This is a genomic window from Halomicrococcus pelagicus (genome assembly GCF_050954125.1).
The window spans coordinates 24,540-41,445 of sequence record NZ_JBPBWC010000010.1 but is presented as its reverse complement, the minus strand read 5'-3'; the positions used below and the strand labels follow the sequence as shown (position 1 = coordinate 41,445).

Sequence of the window (16,906 nt, the reverse complement as noted above, 5' to 3'; positions counted from 1 at the left end):
TCCGGTTGAGTCGGTCGCTTCACCGCTGAATTTCGGTCGCCTGCGCGCGAAGCTTCGCGCCCTGCTCCCGCTGGATGGCGACGGTGGCGACGACGTTTGCGATGCCCGAGGTCGGCGTCTCGTTGGCGAGCGTCGGTCCGACCGTCTCGTTCTCGCGCAGGCGCTGCTGGAGTTCGAGCGTGTCCACCAGCGTTCCCTTCGAGAGGACGTCGTCCCCGCGGACGATGACCTGTACCGTCGTCGTGTTCTCGCGGCCCGTCGTGAAGTTCGACTCGATGTAGTCGAGTTTCTTCGCCGCCTCGCTGTCGCTCTGGAACTGCTCCAGCGAGGAGGACTGCTCGACCATCGGCGCGCCGGCACCGACCAGGACGGTCAGCACCAGCAAGCTGGCGACGACGACGCGACTGTGCTCCGTGACGTTCTCGAACAGACGGTCTAGCACGTCCGTTCCTCCCGTACTCCCGACGTCGTGATTCTGCGTTCGGTCATCGGTGGACTGTTGTTAGAGTCCTACTAACAGCTCGGCCAAAAAGGTACAGGTTCCGCGCGTGACACCGACAGCTTCGGGAGTACCCGGCGTAGCGCGGTCGTAGCCCCGGTCCGGGGGAGTGACGACGAACCGACGTGGAGGAGAACGACGGGAGCGGTCGAGACGGCGCTCGACGACATCGAAAATCCGGTCGACAAGACGCTCGCGGCCCGCCCGCGCCGACTTCGACGGTCTCGTCACCGACCGTCCCTGGCCGGCACATCACGGCGTGCCATTTATCAGTAGAGGCGGTAAACCGTAACACATGGTACAGTGCGAGATGTGCGGTGCCGAGACGTCGTCGCCGAAGACCGTCAAGGTCGAGGGCGCGGAACTCGACGTCTGCGACAACTGCGCGGACTTCGGTACCGAGGTCCAGACTCAGGATACCTCGTCGACGTCGACGAAATACTCGACGTCGTCGTCGTCGTCGAGCACGTCCAGCACCAGCGGTAGTTCGAGTTCGGGAGGCGGCGGTAGCTCCCGGACGCGGCGTTCGGACATGTTCGACGACATGGACGAACTCGCCCAGGACTACGACGACCGCATCCGGAACGCCCGCGAGTCGACGGGACTGAGCCAGGAGGACCTGGCGAAGGAGCTCAACGAGAAGGCCAGTCTCATCCGGAAGCTCGAACGCGGCGACGTCCTGCCGAGCGACGACGTGCAGACGAAACTCGAACGGGAGCTCGACATCAGCCTCTCCGCCGGCGGCTCCGGCGGGGACGAGGAGTGGAGCGGCGGAAGTTCGACCGGCGGCACCACGCTCGGTGACGTCGTGAAGCGCAAGGACTGAGACGTCCCCGGCCCGCGATTCGATTCGCTTTCGACGGAACGCGCGGAGCGTCGGCCACGACCGTCCACGTCGTCGGAAATCCCAACCAGTTTAGACGCGCCGACCGAACGCTCCCCCAATGGACGAGGACCTGCGTGAGAGAGTCGAGAAGGAGGCCAAAAAGCACGCGCTGTTCAACGCGTTGAAACACGAAAGCGACGCCGAGGTCGGCGCAATCATGGGGTCGCTGATGGGCGAGAACCCCGAGTTCCGCGAGCACGGCGACGAGGTGCCGGGCGTCGCGGGGAAGGCGGTCGCCGAAATCAACCGTCTCGACCGCGAGGAGCGGCGGGAACTACTCGGCGAACTCGACCCGGAACTCGTCGAGGAACTCGAGCGCGAGGACGAGGGCGACGACCGCGTGCTCCCCGACCTCCCGAACGTCGACGAGTACGACGAGATTCGGATGCGCTGTGCGCCGAACCCGAACGGTCCGTGGCACATCGGTCACGGCCGGATGCCCGCCGTCATCGGCACGTACGCCGAGGAGTACGACGGCAAGTTCATCGTCCGGTTCGACGACACCGACCCGGAGACCAAACGCCCCCTGCCCTGGGTGTACGACGAGATCGTCGAGGAGGTCGAGTATCTGGGCTTCGACCCCGCCGAGGTCATCAAGGCGAGCGACCGCCTCGACACGTACTACGAGCACGCCCGACGGCTCATCGAAAAGGACGGGGCGTACACCTGCTCCTGTTCCGGCGAGGCGTTCTCGGAGCTGAAAAACAGCGCGGAGCCGTGCCCGCACCGCGACAAGGACCCCGAGACGACGCTGGCGGAGTTCGAGGACATGGTCGCCGGCGAGTACGACTCGGGCGAGATGGTGCTCCGGGTGAAGACCGACATCGAGCACAAGAACCCCGCACTCCGCGACTGGGTGGCGTTCCGGATGATAGACACGCCGCACCCGCGCGAGGAGGCCGCCGACTACCGGTGCTGGCCTATGCTCGACTTCCAGTCGGGCGTCGACGACCACCTGACCGGCGTCACCCACATCATCCGCGGCATCGACCTCCAGGACTCCGCGAAGCGCCAGCGGTTCGTCTACGACTACTTCGACTGGGAGTACCCCGAGGTCATCCACTGGGGCCACGTCCAGGTCGACGAGTACGACGTGAAGATGTCAACCTCGACCATCAAGGAACTCATCGAGAAGGGCGAACTCGACGGCTGGGACGACCCGCGCGCGCCGACGCTGCTGAGCTTGCAGCGACGGGGAATCAGGGGCGAGGCCGTCACGGAGTCGATGATAGAGCTCGGCACGTCGACGAGCAACGTCGACCTCGCGATGAGTTCCGTCTACGCCAACAACCGCGAACTCGTCGACGACGAGGCCCAGCGCTGCTTCTTCGTGCGCGACGGCGTCGAGTACCCGCTCGTCGGCGACCACCCGGAGGCCGCGGAGCCGGCGGTCCACCCCGACCACGAGGACCGCGGCACCCGACACGTTTCCGCCGGCGAAGCCGTGTTGATCGAGCCCGGCGACGTGCCGGACCACGACGACCGCGTCTGGCTGAAGGGACTCGGCTGCTTCCGACACACCCGCGACGCCCTCCAGTACACCGGCGACGACATCGACGCGGTCCGCGAGGAGAACGTCCCCGTCGTCCACTGGGTGTCGGCCGACGTGAACGTCCCCGTCCGCCTGCGAACGATGGACGGCGACGTGCACGGTCACGCCGAACCCGGATTCGCGGAGAGAGACCCCGACGAGGTCGTCCAGTTCGAGCGCGTCGGCTTCGCGCGCGTCGACAGACACGAGAGCGGCGAGTCCATCGCGTACTTCGCCCACGAGTAGGCGCACGGACCAACGGACGCCGTTTTCTCCGAACTCGTCACCCGCGTCACGTCGAGGCGCTCAGTGGCCGCCCGAGGAGAGGTGGAGGCCGACGATGCCGACGACGACGACGCCGATGAAGAAGACGCGAGTCAGTTCCGCCGGTTCGTCGAAGAGGACGATGCCGAGCGAGGCGGTGCCGACGGCTCCGATACCCGTCCAGACGGCGTAGGCGGTGCCGACGGGCAGGGTCTCGACCGCCTTCGCCAGCAACAGCATGCTGACGACGAGCGCGACGACGGTGCCGGCCGTCGGAAGGGGTTTCGACAGCCCGTCGGAGTACTCGAGGCCGACCGCCCACGCTATCTCGAACGCGCCCGCGACCACCAGGACGTACCATGACATCGGTCCGGTGTAGTCGGACCGGACGACTATACCTTCCGTTCTGTACCGCCGGCTACCGCCGGGAGACCTCCGCGGACGCGTCTCGTCGTCACCGCCACTCCTCGGCGTCCGCCAGCGGTTCGGCGACCACGCCGTCCTGCCTGGCGAGGACGCGGGCGTGGCTCGCACAGACCTCCCGGTTCGCGTCCCACGGGACGTGCAACCGGACCGCCGCCTCGCCGTCGCAGTCGTCTTCGGCGCACTCCATCGCCCGGGACCACGTCCCCGTTCCTAATCGGTGTACCGCTCTCGCTCCTCGCGGGCCGCATCGGTGCCGTACCGGTCCACGAGCGGTCGGAAGGCCTCGCCGAGCGCGCGCATCGCCTGGCCGGCGGAGTGGAAGCCGAGTTCGTCCGCGACCCGCGGCCAGCCGCGGGCCTGGAGCACCTTCCGGACGAGCAGGCGCTCCTGGCGCGGCGAGAGGTCGCAGTCGGACTCGACGAGATGTTTCACGGCCAGCCGTCGGAACGGTGCGGGGTCCTGGTCGAACTGTCCGGGGCCGTACGCGCTGGCGGCGACCATCCGCCACTCCCAGTCGGTGCAGTCGAGCGCGACCGGCGCGTCGACGGCCCGGAGCGTCGCGCGGGTGACGTCGGGGTCGAGGTCCGAGAGGGCGTCCGACAGCACCGCGGCGATGCGCCCGACGAACCGCCGGGCGGTACGGTCGTGCAGGTCGCGTCCCGCGTCGCTCGTGGGGTCGAGCAACAGCGCCGAGTGCTCCCCGCTGGCGTCGTTCCGGGTGGTCGAGAGCTGGACGGCCCGGTAGCCGTTCTCCCGCCAGAACCCGAGGAGTTCGGGGGTCGCGCCGAACCCGGTGCCGAGCCAGTCCACCTCCCCGGCGAACTCGGCGCGAATCTCGGCGAGCAGGCGCGAGCCGAGGCCCCGGGACCGGACTGCGTGGTGGGTGGCGATGCGCATCACCCGCAGGCCCTCCGGCCACCCGGCGTCCCTGTCGCGCAACTGGCTGGTGAGCACGTCGGGGAGCATGTTCCCCCGAACGCGACCGCCCTCGTAAATGTGTTCGCGCACGCTCGCGGGGAGGTTGCCCTCCCGCGCCAGCAGCGCGATGCTGACGACGTGGCCGTCCCGGCAGAGCGCCCGGACCGCGACGTTCGGCGCGTCGAGCAGGCGCGCGAGGTCCGCGGGCTCGGTCCGGTAGTGTGCGAGCACGAGCAGACCGAACACCTCCCGGAGCAGGTGCTCGTCGGCGAGCAGGTCGGCCGGGGCGAGCGCGCGGTACTCAGTTCCCGCCGGGTCGGCGTCGGCGACGAGGGGGTCCACGGCGGGTCGCGCGTCGAGCGCCAGCGCGTCGAACGCCCAGACCTCCACGGGGTCGCCCGCGGCGTACCGGATGGGTTCGACCATGCTCACCTCGCTCACGTCGTGGTCGCTCCCGTCGAGGCGGTCGCGGAACCGGACGGAGAAGCCCCGGCCTGCGCCCTCGTACCCGTGGACCGTCGTCGTGAACGCGACGCGGGGGCAGCCGAGGAAGCGTTCGAGCAGGTGGACCGGGAGGGCGGCCGCTTCGTCCACCAGCACAGCGTCGGGTCCCGCCTCGTCGGCCGCGTCGACGGCGTCGGCGGCGGCGGTCGGCGTCGCGAACCGGACGCTCCCGTCCTCGCTCGCGACGCGTCTCGGCGGGTCGCCGTCGGTCCCCGTCAGCTCGCCGAGCGAGTCGAGCAGCGCGGCGGAGCGGACGAACGCCTCGCGAGCGCTCCGGTACTCCGGCGCGGTGATGAGCACGTCGCTTCCCTCGACGGCGAGCGCCCCGGCGGCGATGCCCGCCGCGCTGGACTTGCCGCGGCCGCGGTCCGCTTCCACCACGACGGCGGCGGGGGAGGCCGTCGTCTCGCGGAGGGCTTCGAGCGCGCGAACCGCCGCGACCTGGTCGCCGGTGCGGCAGGCCTCGTACGCCGCCCGGGGGAACTGGCGGTCCGCGGGAATCGACGCCTCCCGCCGGGCGAGTCGCGGCGCGGGGTCGGTCAGGCCGTCGCGCTCGACGGTTCCGGCGTCAACGTCGACGACGGCGACGCCGGGTCGCGTCCGGAGCGTGGCGACGAAGCGCTCGCGGAAGCGTCCCGTCACGTCGCTCGTCTCGAACGGCGGGACGGCGAGCGAGGCGTCGAACTCGTCGCGGCGGTCGGGCCACGCGCCGAGGGCGGGCGCGAGCAACAGGAAGAGGCCGCCGCCGTCGACCGCGCCGACGACGCGACCGACGGCGTTCGGGTGGAGTTCGTCGTGAGCGTCGAAGACGACCGCCGCACGCGTGGTTCCGAGAAGTTCGGCGGCGCGGTGCTGGCCGACGCGCTCGCAGTCGAGCGCGCGCTCGGGAGCGACCTGCGTCGTCGCCTCGCGGGAAATGCCGGCGGCGTCGAGCGCGCGCCGCGCCGCGTCGACGGTCGCCGCGCGGTCGCCCGCCAGTACGAGCAGCCGGCGCTCGTTCGCCCGCCGGGCTTCCGCGGCGAGCGCGGCCGCCAGTTCCTCCACGTCCATGTCGGGGAGTTGGCCGGAACAGGGCAAGGGCCTTTCCGTTCGACCGCCTCGCCGGAACGCCGTCCCTCGAAGCTCCGCCTGCGACGACGCTTCGCGCTCGTCGATGCCGAACCCTCGGCCCGCTTGCGATCGCCGGGATCCCGGTGCAGGTAGCGGCGGCCACGTGACGACCGGTTTCGAAATCGCACGGCGGTCGGTCTCCTCTTCCTCCTCCACGACCGTACCGGGCTGACACGCTCTCCTCGCTGGGCGATGGAGGTAATCTACCCGGAACCGAGGGTGTGTAAGCGAGTCGCAGTCCGTCGCTCGTTTGGAAGCTCTTTTATGGGGGAACCATCTACAGATGGGTACGACCTGCGCGCGGTTGATGATGCTCCTAGCCGCACAGGACTCGAACGGCAGGGGAGCCTGAGCCGACGCGTGGGGAGGTGAACAACCATGCCAGTTTACGTAAACTTCGACGTCCCAGCCGACCTCCAGGACAGCGCGCTCGATGCGCTGGAGGTCGCCCGAGACACAGGAACCGTCAAGAAAGGAACCAACGAGACGACCAAGGCGGTCGAGCGCGGCAACGCCGACCTCGTCTACATCGCCGAGGACGTCCAGCCCGAGGAGATCGTGATGCATCTGCCCGAGCTCGCCGACGAGAAGGGCATCCCGTTCGTCTTCGTCGACACGCAGGACGACGTGGGTCACGCCGCCGGTCTGGAAGTCGGCAGCGCCGCCGCCGCCATCGTCGACGCCGGCGATGCGAGCGAGGACGTCGACGACGTCGCCGACAAGGTCGAGGAACTCCGCTGAGGTGATAGAGGATGAGCGCTGAAGAGACACAAGAGGAAGACTCCACGCCCGCCGAAGTTATCGAAATCGTCGGCAAGACGGGGATGCACGGCGAGGCCATGCAGGTCAAGTGCCGCATCCGCGAGGGCGAGAATCAGGGGCGCATCATCACGCGCAACTGTCTCGGTCCCGTCCGAGAGGGCGACGTGCTACAGCTGCGCGAGACCGCACGCGAAGCCGACTCCATCGGAGGACAATAATGCCACAGACGCGAGAGTGTGACTACTGCGGCCAGGACATCGAGCCCGGTACGGGCACGATGTTCGTTCGCACGGACGGAACGACTATCCACTACTGTTCGTCGAAGTGCGAGAAGAACGCGGACCTTGGACGCGAACCGCGCGACCTCGAGTGGACCGAAGAAGAGCCGCCCGAGGAGGCCACGCAGGAATGAGTGAGGCCGAGCGCACGTTCGTGATGGTCAAGCCCGACGGCGTCCAGCGCGGTCTCATCGGTGAGGTCGTCTCCCGGCTGGAGGACCGCGGCCTGAAGATGGTCGCCGGGAAGTTCATGCAGATCGACGAAAACCTCGCCCAGGAGCACTACGGCGAGCACGAGGGCAAGCCGTTCTTCGAGGGACTCGTCGAGTTCATCACGTCCGGTCCCGTCTTCGCCATGGTCTGGGAGGGCCAGGACGCGACCCGCCAGGTCCGCAAGATGATGGGCGAGACCGACCCCGCCGAGTCCGCTCCCGGCACCATCCGGGGCGACTACGGCCTGGACCTCGGTCGCAACGTCATCCACGGCTCGGACCACGAGGACCCCGGCGCGAACGAGCGCGAGATCGACCTGTTCTTCGACGAGGACGAACTGGTCGACTACGAGCGCGTCGACGAGCAGTGGCTGTACGAGTAACGCCGTTACCGCAATTTTCCGACCGATCACGTCCGCGAAGAGCGAGTACGTCGCCGATTATCCGCGGTGCTCCGCGTAGGGACCCCGGAGAGAGCGAGCCGGCGGAATAGACGAACTGGAGCCGGACGTGGTGCCACCAACCATTTGCGCCTCGGCGTGGAAAGCGGGTTCCATGGGGGACGAGGACGTTTCGTGGCCGTCACACGCCGGACGAGTCCTGCTCGCGTACCTCAGGGACGGCGAGGACGGCCTGGCGGAGATCGCCGAAGAGATACATCACCGCGCCCACGACCGGCACGGCGAGAAGTTCGGGAAAGAGGAGGCCGGCTACCTGCCGCAGTCGCCGTTTCCGCCCACCATGTGGGTGAACACCTGCGGGCGCTGTCGCTTCTGGGAGGAGGGTGCGCCCGGCAAGGCCGGCAAGTGCCACGTCGTCGGACGGAAGGAAGACCGGTTCGGCGGCGAGCACATCCACCCGCGCGGATGGTGCAAGCTCTGGCTCCCGCCCGAGGGCGAACCCGCGTTCGCCTGGGCGTTCGAGCAGTTCGACCCGACCGGCGCGGACCTCGACCGCGGGGAGTTCCGCCCGCGCGACGCGGCAGACCAGCAGACCATCGACGAAGCGGTCGAGAGCGAGCGAGGCTCCGAAGGGACGGAAGCCGAGTAGTCGCCGATTCGGCGTTCGGTCCCACGGGTCGACCGGCGCGACGCCGACGGTGTCGCGCCCGGCGGGGCCGGACGGACTGTGCCTCTCGGTCGTTCCGAGCCGACCGACATCCTCCGCAAACTTCCGGCAATTATTGCCGATACGTTCCCGGTCATCCTGACCGGCGGCGTACCCCAGTCGGGGGAGAGAAAATGAGCGACACCGAATCACCCGGAGAGAGCGGCGCAGCGGCGCACGAAGACCACGAACACCACCACGACGTCGAGGGGCCGGGGTACGCCACGCCGCAGGCCGCCATCGAGCAGTCCGAGCGCGAGCGCGTCGCCTACGTGCCGTCGCTGTACGTGGGTACCGACGTGGACGCGCCGGACTTCCTGTCCGTCGTGGACGTGGACCCGGACTCGGACACGTACTGTGAGGTCGTCGACCGCGTGGAGATGCCGAACCGGGGCGACGAACTCCACCACTTCGGCTGGAACGCCTGCTCGTCGTCCTGTCACGTCGAGGGCTTGGAGCGACGCCACCTCGTCGTTCCGGGCCAGCGGTCGTCGCGACTCCACATCATCGACACGAAGGACCGACGGAACCCGGAGATAGTGAAGGTCATCGAACCCGAGGAGGTGTACGAGTACGACCTGAGCGCGCCGCACACGGTCCACTGCATCCCGGACGGTGAGATACTCATCTCGATGCTGGGTGACGCGGACGGCGACCTGCCAGGCGGCTTCCTCGAACTGAACGACGACTTCGAGATAGAGGGCCGGTGGGACCCGCCGGGGGAGATAGAGATGAACTACGACTACTGGTACCAGCCGCGCCACAACGTGATGGTGTCGAGCGAGTGGGCCGCGCCGAAGACCTACTACCCCGGATTCGACCTGGAGGACGTCGAGAAGGGCAAATACGGTCGCAGCATCCACATCTGGGACTGGGAGAACGGAACCGTCGAGCAGTCCATCGACCTCGGCGAGGAGGGCCTCATCCCGTTGGAGGTCCGGTTCCTTCACAGTCCCGAGTCCGTCCACGGCTACGTCGGCGCGGCGCTGTCGTCGAACATCTTCCACTTCTACGAGGACGACGGGGAATGGCACGCCGAGAAGGCCATCGACGTCGAGAGCCGCGAGCACGAGGACTGGGACATGCCGGTCCCCGGTCTCATCACGGACCTGGTCGTCTCGATGGACGACCGCTACCTGTTCTTCTCGGACTGGCTGCACGGCGACGTCCGGATGTACGACGTGAGCGACCCCGCGAACCCACGGCTGGCAGACCGGCTCTGGGCAGGTGGCCTCTTCGGACCGCGGCACCCGACCGGCGAGGACGACCGGCCCGTGGTCGCCGGCCCGCAGATGCTCCAACTCAGCATCGACGGCGAGCGGCTGTACTGGACCACGTCGCTGTTCTCGACGTGGGACAACCAGTTCTTCCCAGAGGAAGGCGAACTCGGTTCGGTGATGCTGAAAGCCGACGTCGACCCGCGCAAGGGAACGATGGAACTGGACGAGGACTTCCTGGTGGACTTCGGCGAGATGCCGAACGGGCCGGCCCGGGCGCACGAGATACGCTGGCCGGACGGCGACTGCACCAGCGACGTCTGGCAGTGAGATGGCGACGGGGAGCGACGCGACGCCGACCCACCGCGTCGAACTCGTCTGGCGCGACGGACGCGAGCGAGCGATCCGCGCCCGCGCCGACGAGTCGGTGCTGGCGGCGGCAGAGAGCGTCGGGGTCGCGCTCCCCTTCGGCTGTCGAACCGGGGCGTGTGGAACCTGCACCGGGCGACGGCTGGCCGGCGAACTCGACCACGCCCGCGAGCCCCGAGCGCTGAAGGACCGCCACCGCGAGGCGGGCTACGTCCTGCTCTGTATCGCGGAACCGCGGACCGACTGCTCGATAGAGGTCGGCGTGGACGTCCAGCGGGACCTCGTCTCGAACCCCTGGAAGTGAGTCCGACGACGCACCTCGGCGCGTCCCGGTGCGGCCGTCAGTTGCGTCCCGAAACGTGAAGTTTCCGAGGGTGGTACGTCGTTCTCCGCTCATCGGGAGCCAGCATGGACGACAGGGACGACGAGTTCGAGCGCGGCATCCGGACCGTCGAGCGGGAGATAGCGGAGTTCGAAGAGGAGCTCCGCGACGTCGAACCGGTCGAGATGGGTTCGGAAGCCCGGCGGCTGGACCGCGAGCGCACGACGACCGAGCGGATGCGGTTACCACTGTCGACGCTCCGCCGACTCGCGCTGCTCGGCGTCGTCTACGTCGTCGGCCTGGCCGCGATGCTGCCGCTCTTCGACGCCGCCCGGCCGGGACTTCCGCTGGTCCCGACCGTCGTCGCCGTCGCCTTCGCGTTCGAGCTGATGGACTCGGCGGCCGGTATGGGGTTCGGGACGGCGCTGGCCCCGCTCCTGTTCGTCCTCGGGTACACCCCGCTGCAGGTGACGGCCACGCTGCTCATTTCTGAGAGCGTGACCGGCCTCGTCTCCGGGGGCGTCCACCACGAACTGGAGAACGTCCGGTTCTCCCTCCGGCCGCCGAACGACGAGATGGAGATAGTTCTCCTTCTCGGCGGCGTCGGCGGCCTGGCGAGCGTCGCGTCCATCGTCCTCGTCTACTTCGCGCTCAGGCCGCCGGCGTCGTTCGTCGAGACGTACGTGGCCGTGCTCGTCCTCCTCATGGGGCTGGTCGGACTGGTCCGCGCGCGAACCGTGCAGACGATACGGTATCGGCCGCGTCGGCTGGCCGCCTTCGCGTTCCTCGCCGGCGTCAACAAGGGCGTCGGCGGCGGCGGGTTCGGACCGGTGGTGACGCTCGGCCAGATACTCTCGGGCGTCTACGAGAAGAGCGCGACCGCCATCGCCTCGCTGGCCGAGAGCGTCGTCTCACTGGTCGGCGTGGTCACGTTCTTCGTCCTCACCACCCAGGGCGTCGCCGTCGACCTCACGCTGCTGCCGTCCATCTACACGGGAGGCTTCGTCGCCGCCGTGGGCGCGCCTTACCTCGTCCGCGTCGTCCCGAACGCGGTGTGGCGATACGTCATCCCGCTGTACGCGTTCGGCATCGGCGTTCTCGGACTCACGGCCGGTCTGGGCCTGTGAGTCGGAAACACGGCGAAACTGGCCCGCAGTTCGACAACGGTTTTACATCGAAATCGCCACAGGTCCAGGTATGGACATCGATACCAAGCGACGGGCGCTGGTCGGCGCGATACTCGGGGGCGTCGCGACCGGCAGCGCCCTCTCGCCGGTCCGGAGCTACCTCCGGCGGTTCGCGCCGCTGTCGGGGTCGGCGTGGCGGTCCGCGACCGATCGTCCGCAGGGGACCGTCGAGAGTCCGCATGGGCCGGCGACGCTGCGGTACGACGACCACGGCGTCCCCAACGTCTCCGCTGCCGACGAGCGCGCGCTGTACTTCGCCGTCGGGTACGCCCAGGCGCGGGACCGGCTCTTCCAGCTCGACCTCCAGCGGCGGCTGATGCGCGGACAGCTGTCGGCCGTCGTCGGGGACGCCGCGTTCGAGTCCGACGAGTTCCACGTGAAGATGGACTTCGCGGGCGCGGCCGAGGCGACCTGGCGACACCTCCGGGGCACCGACACTGCCCCGGTGGTCCGCGCGTTCGCCGACGGCGTGAACGCCTACGTCGAGAACGAACCGCTCCCGCTGGAGTTCGGGCTACTGTCGTACGAGCCGGCGGCGTGGACGCCGGCCGACACGCTGCTGATGGAGAAACAGATATCCTGGGAGCTTACGGGGAGCTTCCGGACGCTCCGGCGCGCGACGGTCGCCGAGAAACTCGGCGCGGAGGCGGCCCGCGAGCTCTACCCCGTGCGTCTCGACCACGACGCGCCCATCGTCCGGGAGGGCGGCGACGCGGGGACGGCCGCCCGGGAGTCGCCGCCGGACCGCGCCGTCGGGAGCGGCCTCGTGGAGTGGCTGACGGACTTCGAGAGCGACCCCGGCGTCGGCTCGAACAGCTGGGTGGTCTCCGGCGAACATACCGCGAGCGGGAACCCCATCGTCGCCAACGACCCCCACCTCTCGCTGATGGCGCCGCCGGTCTGGTACGAGATGAACCTCCGCGCCGGCGACGCCGGCGTTCGGGGCGTCACCTTCCCCGGCGTCCCGTTCGTCGTCATCGGCGAGAACGACGCGGGCGCGTGGGGGTTCACCAACACCGGCGCGGACGTGATCGACTTCTACCGGTACGAGACGGACGGCGACCGGTACCGCTACCGTGGCGAGTGGCGCGAGTTCGACGTCGACACCAGGACCGTCGCGGTCGCGGACGGCGAGGACCGCGAGGTGACGGTGCGGAAGACGGTCCACGGCCCCTACCTCGAACGCGAGGGCGAGCAGGTCGGCGTCGCGTGGACCGGTCACACTGCCACCGAGACGACGCTGGCCGTTCACCGGTACGCGACGAGCGAGGGCGTCGAGGACGTGATGGCAGCGACCCGCCACTTCGACCTGCCGACCCAGAACCTGGTCTACGCCGACCGGGACGGCGAGACCCTCTTCTACGTCACCGGCCGTATCCCCGTCCGGACCGTCGACGGCGAGCGCGTCCGAGGCGACCGCATCTTCGACGGCTCCGCGGGCGAGGCCGAGTGGCGGGGGTTCGAGCCGTTCGGCGTCTCCTCCTGGGAGGGGTTCGTCCCGTTCGAGGAGAAACCCCACGTCCGGAACCCGGCGTACCTCGCCACCGCGAACCAGCGCGTCACCGACGACCCGTACCTCTCGGAGGCGTACGCCAGCCCCTACCGCGGCCGGCGCATCTACGAACTGCTCGACGAGCGCGCGAACTCCGACCGCCCCGTGACGCCCGCGTTCGTCGAGGAGATGCAGGCCGACGCGCTGGACGGGCGCGCCCGGGACTTCGTGCCGGAACTGGTCCGGGCCGCGGACGGGGCAGACGGTCTCCGGTCGACCGTCGAGACGCTCTCGGGGTGGGACTACCGGATGAACCGCGATTCGCGTGCCGCGCTCCTGTTCGCCCACTGGTTCGACGCGTTCCGGGAGAAGGCGCTCGGGGCGGCGTTCGAGCGGGCCGACCTCGGCGAGGCGTACCACCCCCGCGACTGGGTGGTCGCGCATCTCGACGGCCGGCGCTGGTTCGGCGACAGGAACCGTCGGGCGGCGATGGTGCGCGCGCTCCGGAGCGCCGTGACGACCGTCGAGGAGGCGGGCTACGAGACGTACGGCGACTACAACGACACCGCAGCCATCACCCACCCCTTCGACCAGTCGTTCCTCAACTACCCCGCCGTCCCCACGGACGGGTCGAGCCAGACGGTGAACAACTACCGCGTCGAGTCCGCCGTCGGGAGCAGTTGGCGGATGGTCTGCCCCGTGGGCGGCGAGTCGGTCGCCATCCTGCCCGGCGGCAACTCCGGCGACTACTTCTCCGAGCACTACCGCGACCAGTTGCGCGCATGGGCCGACGTGGAGTACAAGCCGATGACCCGCGAACTGCGCGGCGAGGAGACGGTCGCCTTCGAGGAGGCCCGAAGATGACCGCGCGACTCGACGTCGTCAGGTCGGACCCGACGCGGCGCTGGTCGGCGTACGCCGTCGCCGCGTTCGTCGGCCTCACGCTCGCGACCGTCCACCCCCTCGGGTTCCTCGTCGGCGGTGCACTCGTCAGCCTCCCGACCCGGAACTGGCGGCGGGGCCTCCTCGCCGGCCTCGCGTTCGGCGTCCTCGGCTGGCTGGCGTTCGCCGCCCTGCTGGCCGCCAGCGGCTCGCTCGGCCGCTACCTCGACACGGGCCGCCTCCTCGCACTCAGCGTCGCCATCCCCGTCCTTGCCAGCCTCGTCGGCGGCCTCGCGCGAGCGCTCGACTGACCCCCGACGGTCACTTTCACTTTCGCCGCGGGTAAGGCCGAGAGCTTTTATCCCCCCGCGCGTCGGTCGGAGTACGGGCGGGTCGTCCGCCCGGCCGAACACCAGGTTGTCACACCCCTACCCCAAGCCGAATCGGACACTCTCTCCCCCTTTCGGCGGTGTTCATCTTCCCAGACTCGTAGCGACCGCTGTCCGGTTTGCATAGCGTGGAATCAGCGTTATTTCAAAAAAGTGCGTAGTCAGCCGTTAGATAGTATGCTCTTCGTTGTTGATGACGGTCTTCTTCTTCCCGTCTTCGCCAACCGCTGTAACAATAACTTTCACGTTATTAGCGGTGGTATCAGATGAAAAGCTTCCCTGGGTTTCATTAATCTTCACAGATTCACCAACATTCTTGAGCACATCTGATTCTGCCGCACCATTTTTCTTAACTGTAACATTAAGTTTGCTTGCGGAACCCTTACTGACCCATGTCACGTCGACACTTCCTCCATCAGAGGAATTGTTGACGCTGATTGAAGCCCCGGCATTCACATTACTCTCTACGTTACTCCCCATGCCCATCACGAACGTCCCGATGACTGCGGCGAGGATGACCGTGATGGCCACCATCAGGATGACGCCGATGACGGGGCTGACGGCGCGGTCGAAGTCGCGTCCGGTTATCGCCTCGAACTTCTCTTTGAGTGTCATAGTCGTGTTTCTCCTTGGACGCGCGTTATCGCCGGTGAGACCAGTCGGGGAAGTTATATGTACCGACGACTAGTTTCGAGTGTCGGGAGATGGGATGCGGTCCCGGCAGGTCTCCGTTATTTTCACGGCTTCGGCGCGGTGTATCACCCGTTACCTATAATCCCTAATAAATATGTGTCTTTACAAATATATTTTCTGGTAAGTGTCTCGAAGCGGCTACGTCCGGTATTTAAATGGCATCGTTCTATGAAATAATCAACCGAAGTGTTATTATTCTATACCGATACGTTTGGGCGGTGGAAGTCGAGCGTTCGAGCCGTTCCGGTCGACATCCGGGGCGCGGCGCTAGTCGAAGTAGTCGGCCAGTCGCGCGGCGGCCTCCTCGACGCGCGGGGTCACCAGCGCGAACCGGAACCAGTCGGCGCGGCTCTCTCCGAACGCCTCGCCGGGCATGCCCGCGACGCCGGCCTCGTCGACGAGTCGTTCGACGTTCGACAGCGTCCCCGGGTAGTCCTCGAACCGGGCCATGACGTAGAACGCGCCGTCGGGCGAGGTGTACTCCGCGTCCGCGGCGTCGAGGGCGTCGGTGAACGTCTCCACGCGGGATTCGAGCAGTTTGCGGTTCTCGGCGTAGTAGTCGGGGTCGGTGTCGTGGAGCGCGTTGAGGACGGCGTACTGGCCGGGCCGCGTCGTGGCGACGTTGGTCAGCATGTGCCGGGTCTTGGCCACGTCGACGAGCTCCGGCGGGAAGACGGCGTACCCGACGCGGAAGCCGGTGATAGCGAACGTCTTCGAGTAGGCGGTGGTGACGACGCGGTGGTCGGAATCGAATGCGAGCGCTGACGTGAACTCGCCGGAGAAGTCGAAGTGGTCGTACACCTCGTCGCTCACCAGGAGGGCGTCGTACTCCTCCGCGACGGCCACGAGTTCGCGCATCGTCGCCTGGTCGTACACCGCGCCGGTCGGGTTGTTCGGCGTGTTGACGACGATGGCGGCAGTGTCGTCGCTGGCCCGTTCGCGCACCGCCGCGGGGTCCAGCGTGCCGTCGTCGGCGACGGGGACGTACCGCGCCGTCGCGCCGAGCATCTTCGTCTTCCCGGGGTAGTAGGGGTAGACCGGGTCGGTCAGGAGGAACTCGTCGCCGGCGTCTCGTTCGAGCGCGCGGGCCATCGCGAGGTAGTTGGCCTCCCCGCCGCCGTTGGTCACGACGATCTGGGACGCGTCGACGTCGCGCCGGGCGGCTATCTCCGCCCGGAGTTCGGCCAGTCCTTCGCTCGGCGGATACTGGAAGTCCTCACCGCCGAGGTCGGCGTACTCGTGCAGTCCCTCCGCGATGCCGGGCGGCGACCCCCAGTCGGGGTTCCCGCTCACCATGTCGACCACGTCGCGGTCGGCCTCCGTCGCGTAGGACATGACGTGGAAGAACAGCGGCGTCTCGTAGTCCATACGCCACTCTTCGAGCGGGGGAAAGTCTTTCTTTCGACCGAAACTACTACTCGCGTCACCGGCGTGGACCGTCGTATGGCCCCGACAGCCGACCCGGACGCGGTCCGGGACTACTACGACCGCGTGGACGCCGAGGAGTACGAGCGACTGTTCGACCTCTTCGCCGACGACGTCGTCTACGAACGCCCCGGGCAGGCCGACCTGGACGGGATGGCGGAGTTCCGCACGTTCTACCTCGAAGACCGGCCGCTGGACGAGGGCGAACACGAAGTGCACTCGCTCACCGTCGACGGCGACACGGTGGCCGTCCGCGGCACCTTCCGCGGCGTCCAGGGCGACGACCGCGTCGAGTTCGGCTTCGCCGACTTCCACCGGTTCGACGGCGACGGGAAGATAGCGAAGCGCTGGACGTACACCGACCGGGACACGGTCTGAACGCCTCGCCGTCGCAGCCGCGGCGGTGCCACGGGACAACCCTGAAGATAGTTCG

19 protein-coding genes and 1 pseudogene are annotated in these 16,906 nt (G+C 68.2%); 13 read left to right on the top strand and 7 right to left on the bottom strand.

All coding sequences use genetic code 11. The features are described 5' to 3' along the window. Positions 1-19 precede the first annotated feature (19 nt). The gene (locus ACRYA2_RS16885; protein ID WP_433630656.1) at positions 20-442 is read right to left on the bottom strand and encodes a hypothetical protein; all 423 of its coding nucleotides are present in this window, start codon (positions 440-442) and stop codon (positions 20-22) included. Positions 443-751: 309 nt separating this feature from the next. Next, a pseudogene (locus tag ACRYA2_RS26665) lies at positions 752-859 on the bottom strand (DUF8138 family protein); the annotation flags it as partial. Between ACRYA2_RS26665 and ACRYA2_RS16880 the strand changes: the two are divergent. Together ACRYA2_RS16880 and ACRYA2_RS16875 are read left to right on the top strand one after the other, a co-directional pair. Beyond that, positions 810-1,325 (top strand): multiprotein bridging factor aMBF1, encoded by a 516-nt coding sequence (locus ACRYA2_RS16880; RefSeq protein ID WP_472850130.1) that lies wholly within the window; start codon positions 810-812, stop codon positions 1,323-1,325. The pseudogene ACRYA2_RS26665 and the gene ACRYA2_RS16880 overlap by 50 nt on opposite strands. Positions 1,326-1,443: 118 nt before the next feature. Beyond that, positions 1,444-3,162 carry a glutamate--tRNA ligase gene (locus ACRYA2_RS16875; RefSeq protein ID WP_433630650.1) on the top strand — a complete coding sequence of 573 codons (1,719 nt, stop codon included), beginning with the start codon at positions 1,444-1,446 and terminating at the stop codon, positions 3,160-3,162. A 60-nt stretch (positions 3,163-3,222) separates the two neighbouring features. Here the strand turns inward: ACRYA2_RS16875 and sugE are convergent, their stop codons facing one another. From sugE to tmcA, 3 genes are all read right to left on the bottom strand, one after another. Beyond that, complete coding sequence (gene sugE / locus ACRYA2_RS16870; protein WP_433630648.1) at positions 3,223-3,546, bottom strand: quaternary ammonium compound efflux SMR transporter SugE; 324 nt, start codon at positions 3,544-3,546, stop codon at positions 3,223-3,225. Between the two features lie 88 nt (positions 3,547-3,634). Then, complete coding sequence (locus tag ACRYA2_RS16865; protein ID WP_433630645.1) at positions 3,635-3,793, bottom strand: DUF8014 family protein; 159 nt, start codon at positions 3,791-3,793, stop codon at positions 3,635-3,637. A gap of 23 nt (positions 3,794-3,816) precedes the next feature. Beyond that, complete coding sequence (tmcA, locus tag ACRYA2_RS16860; protein WP_433630936.1) at positions 3,817-6,078, bottom strand: tRNA(Met) cytidine acetyltransferase TmcA; 2,262 nt, start codon at positions 6,076-6,078, stop codon at positions 3,817-3,819. Between the two features lie 438 nt (positions 6,079-6,516). On the opposite strand from tmcA, the gene rpl7ae reads away from it, so the two are divergent. From rpl7ae to ACRYA2_RS16810, 10 genes are all read left to right on the top strand, one after another. Next, positions 6,517-6,879, top strand: coding sequence for a 50S ribosomal protein L7Ae (gene rpl7ae, locus ACRYA2_RS16855; RefSeq protein WP_113275987.1), 363 nt, complete (start codon positions 6,517-6,519; stop codon positions 6,877-6,879). An 11-nt stretch (positions 6,880-6,890) separates the two neighbouring features. Beyond that, the gene (locus tag ACRYA2_RS16850) at positions 6,891-7,118 is read left to right on the top strand and encodes a 30S ribosomal protein S28e (RefSeq protein ID WP_113275988.1); all 228 of its coding nucleotides are present in this window, start codon (positions 6,891-6,893) and stop codon (positions 7,116-7,118) included. Beyond that, entirely contained in the window at positions 7,118-7,312 is a 195-nt protein-coding gene (locus ACRYA2_RS16845; RefSeq protein ID WP_433630641.1) for a 50S ribosomal protein L24e, read from the top strand. The genes ACRYA2_RS16850 and ACRYA2_RS16845 overlap by 1 nt, the downstream gene beginning before the upstream one ends. After that, positions 7,309-7,773, top strand: coding sequence for a nucleoside-diphosphate kinase (ndk, locus tag ACRYA2_RS16840; RefSeq protein WP_433630638.1), 465 nt, complete (start codon positions 7,309-7,311; stop codon positions 7,771-7,773). The genes ACRYA2_RS16845 and ndk overlap by 4 nt, the downstream gene beginning before the upstream one ends. Before the next feature lie 172 nt (positions 7,774-7,945). Further along, positions 7,946-8,440 carry a high-potential iron-sulfur protein gene (locus ACRYA2_RS16835; RefSeq protein ID WP_433630636.1) on the top strand — a complete coding sequence of 165 codons (495 nt, stop codon included), beginning with the start codon at positions 7,946-7,948 and terminating at the stop codon, positions 8,438-8,440. Positions 8,441-8,631: 191 nt separating this feature from the next. Further along, a complete protein-coding gene (locus ACRYA2_RS16830) occupies positions 8,632-10,044 on the top strand; it encodes a selenium-binding protein SBP56-related protein (RefSeq protein WP_433630633.1) in 1,413 nt (470 codons plus the stop codon). Position 10,045: 1 nt separating this feature from the next. Beyond that, the gene (locus ACRYA2_RS16825) at positions 10,046-10,387 is read left to right on the top strand and encodes a 2Fe-2S iron-sulfur cluster-binding protein (RefSeq protein ID WP_433630630.1); all 342 of its coding nucleotides are present in this window, start codon (positions 10,046-10,048) and stop codon (positions 10,385-10,387) included. Between the two features lie 104 nt (positions 10,388-10,491). Further along, on the top strand, positions 10,492-11,532 hold the full coding sequence (locus ACRYA2_RS16820; RefSeq protein WP_433630627.1) for a TSUP family transporter: 1,041 nt from the start codon (positions 10,492-10,494) through the stop codon (positions 11,530-11,532). A gap of 70 nt (positions 11,533-11,602) precedes the next feature. After that, positions 11,603-13,948, top strand: coding sequence for a penicillin acylase family protein (locus ACRYA2_RS16815; RefSeq protein WP_433630624.1), 2,346 nt, complete (start codon positions 11,603-11,605; stop codon positions 13,946-13,948). After that, complete coding sequence (locus ACRYA2_RS16810; RefSeq protein ID WP_433630622.1) at positions 13,945-14,277, top strand: hypothetical protein; 333 nt, start codon at positions 13,945-13,947, stop codon at positions 14,275-14,277. The genes ACRYA2_RS16815 and ACRYA2_RS16810 overlap by 4 nt, the downstream gene beginning before the upstream one ends. 246 nt (positions 14,278-14,523) lie before the next feature. Here ACRYA2_RS16810 and ACRYA2_RS16805 read toward each other — a convergent pair whose 3' ends face one another. Beyond that, complete coding sequence (locus ACRYA2_RS16805; protein WP_433630619.1) at positions 14,524-14,970, bottom strand: type IV pilin domain-containing protein; 447 nt, start codon at positions 14,968-14,970, stop codon at positions 14,524-14,526. Between the two features lie 345 nt (positions 14,971-15,315). Further along, complete coding sequence (locus tag ACRYA2_RS16800; RefSeq protein ID WP_433630617.1) at positions 15,316-16,416, bottom strand: pyridoxal phosphate-dependent aminotransferase; 1,101 nt, start codon at positions 16,414-16,416, stop codon at positions 15,316-15,318. A 75-nt stretch (positions 16,417-16,491) separates the two neighbouring features. Here ACRYA2_RS16800 and ACRYA2_RS16795 point away from each other — a divergent pair, with 75 nt between their 5' ends. Further along, positions 16,492-16,851 carry a nuclear transport factor 2 family protein gene (locus tag ACRYA2_RS16795; protein WP_113275999.1) on the top strand — a complete coding sequence of 120 codons (360 nt, stop codon included), beginning with the start codon at positions 16,492-16,494 and terminating at the stop codon, positions 16,849-16,851. Positions 16,852-16,906: the final 55 nt, after the last annotated feature.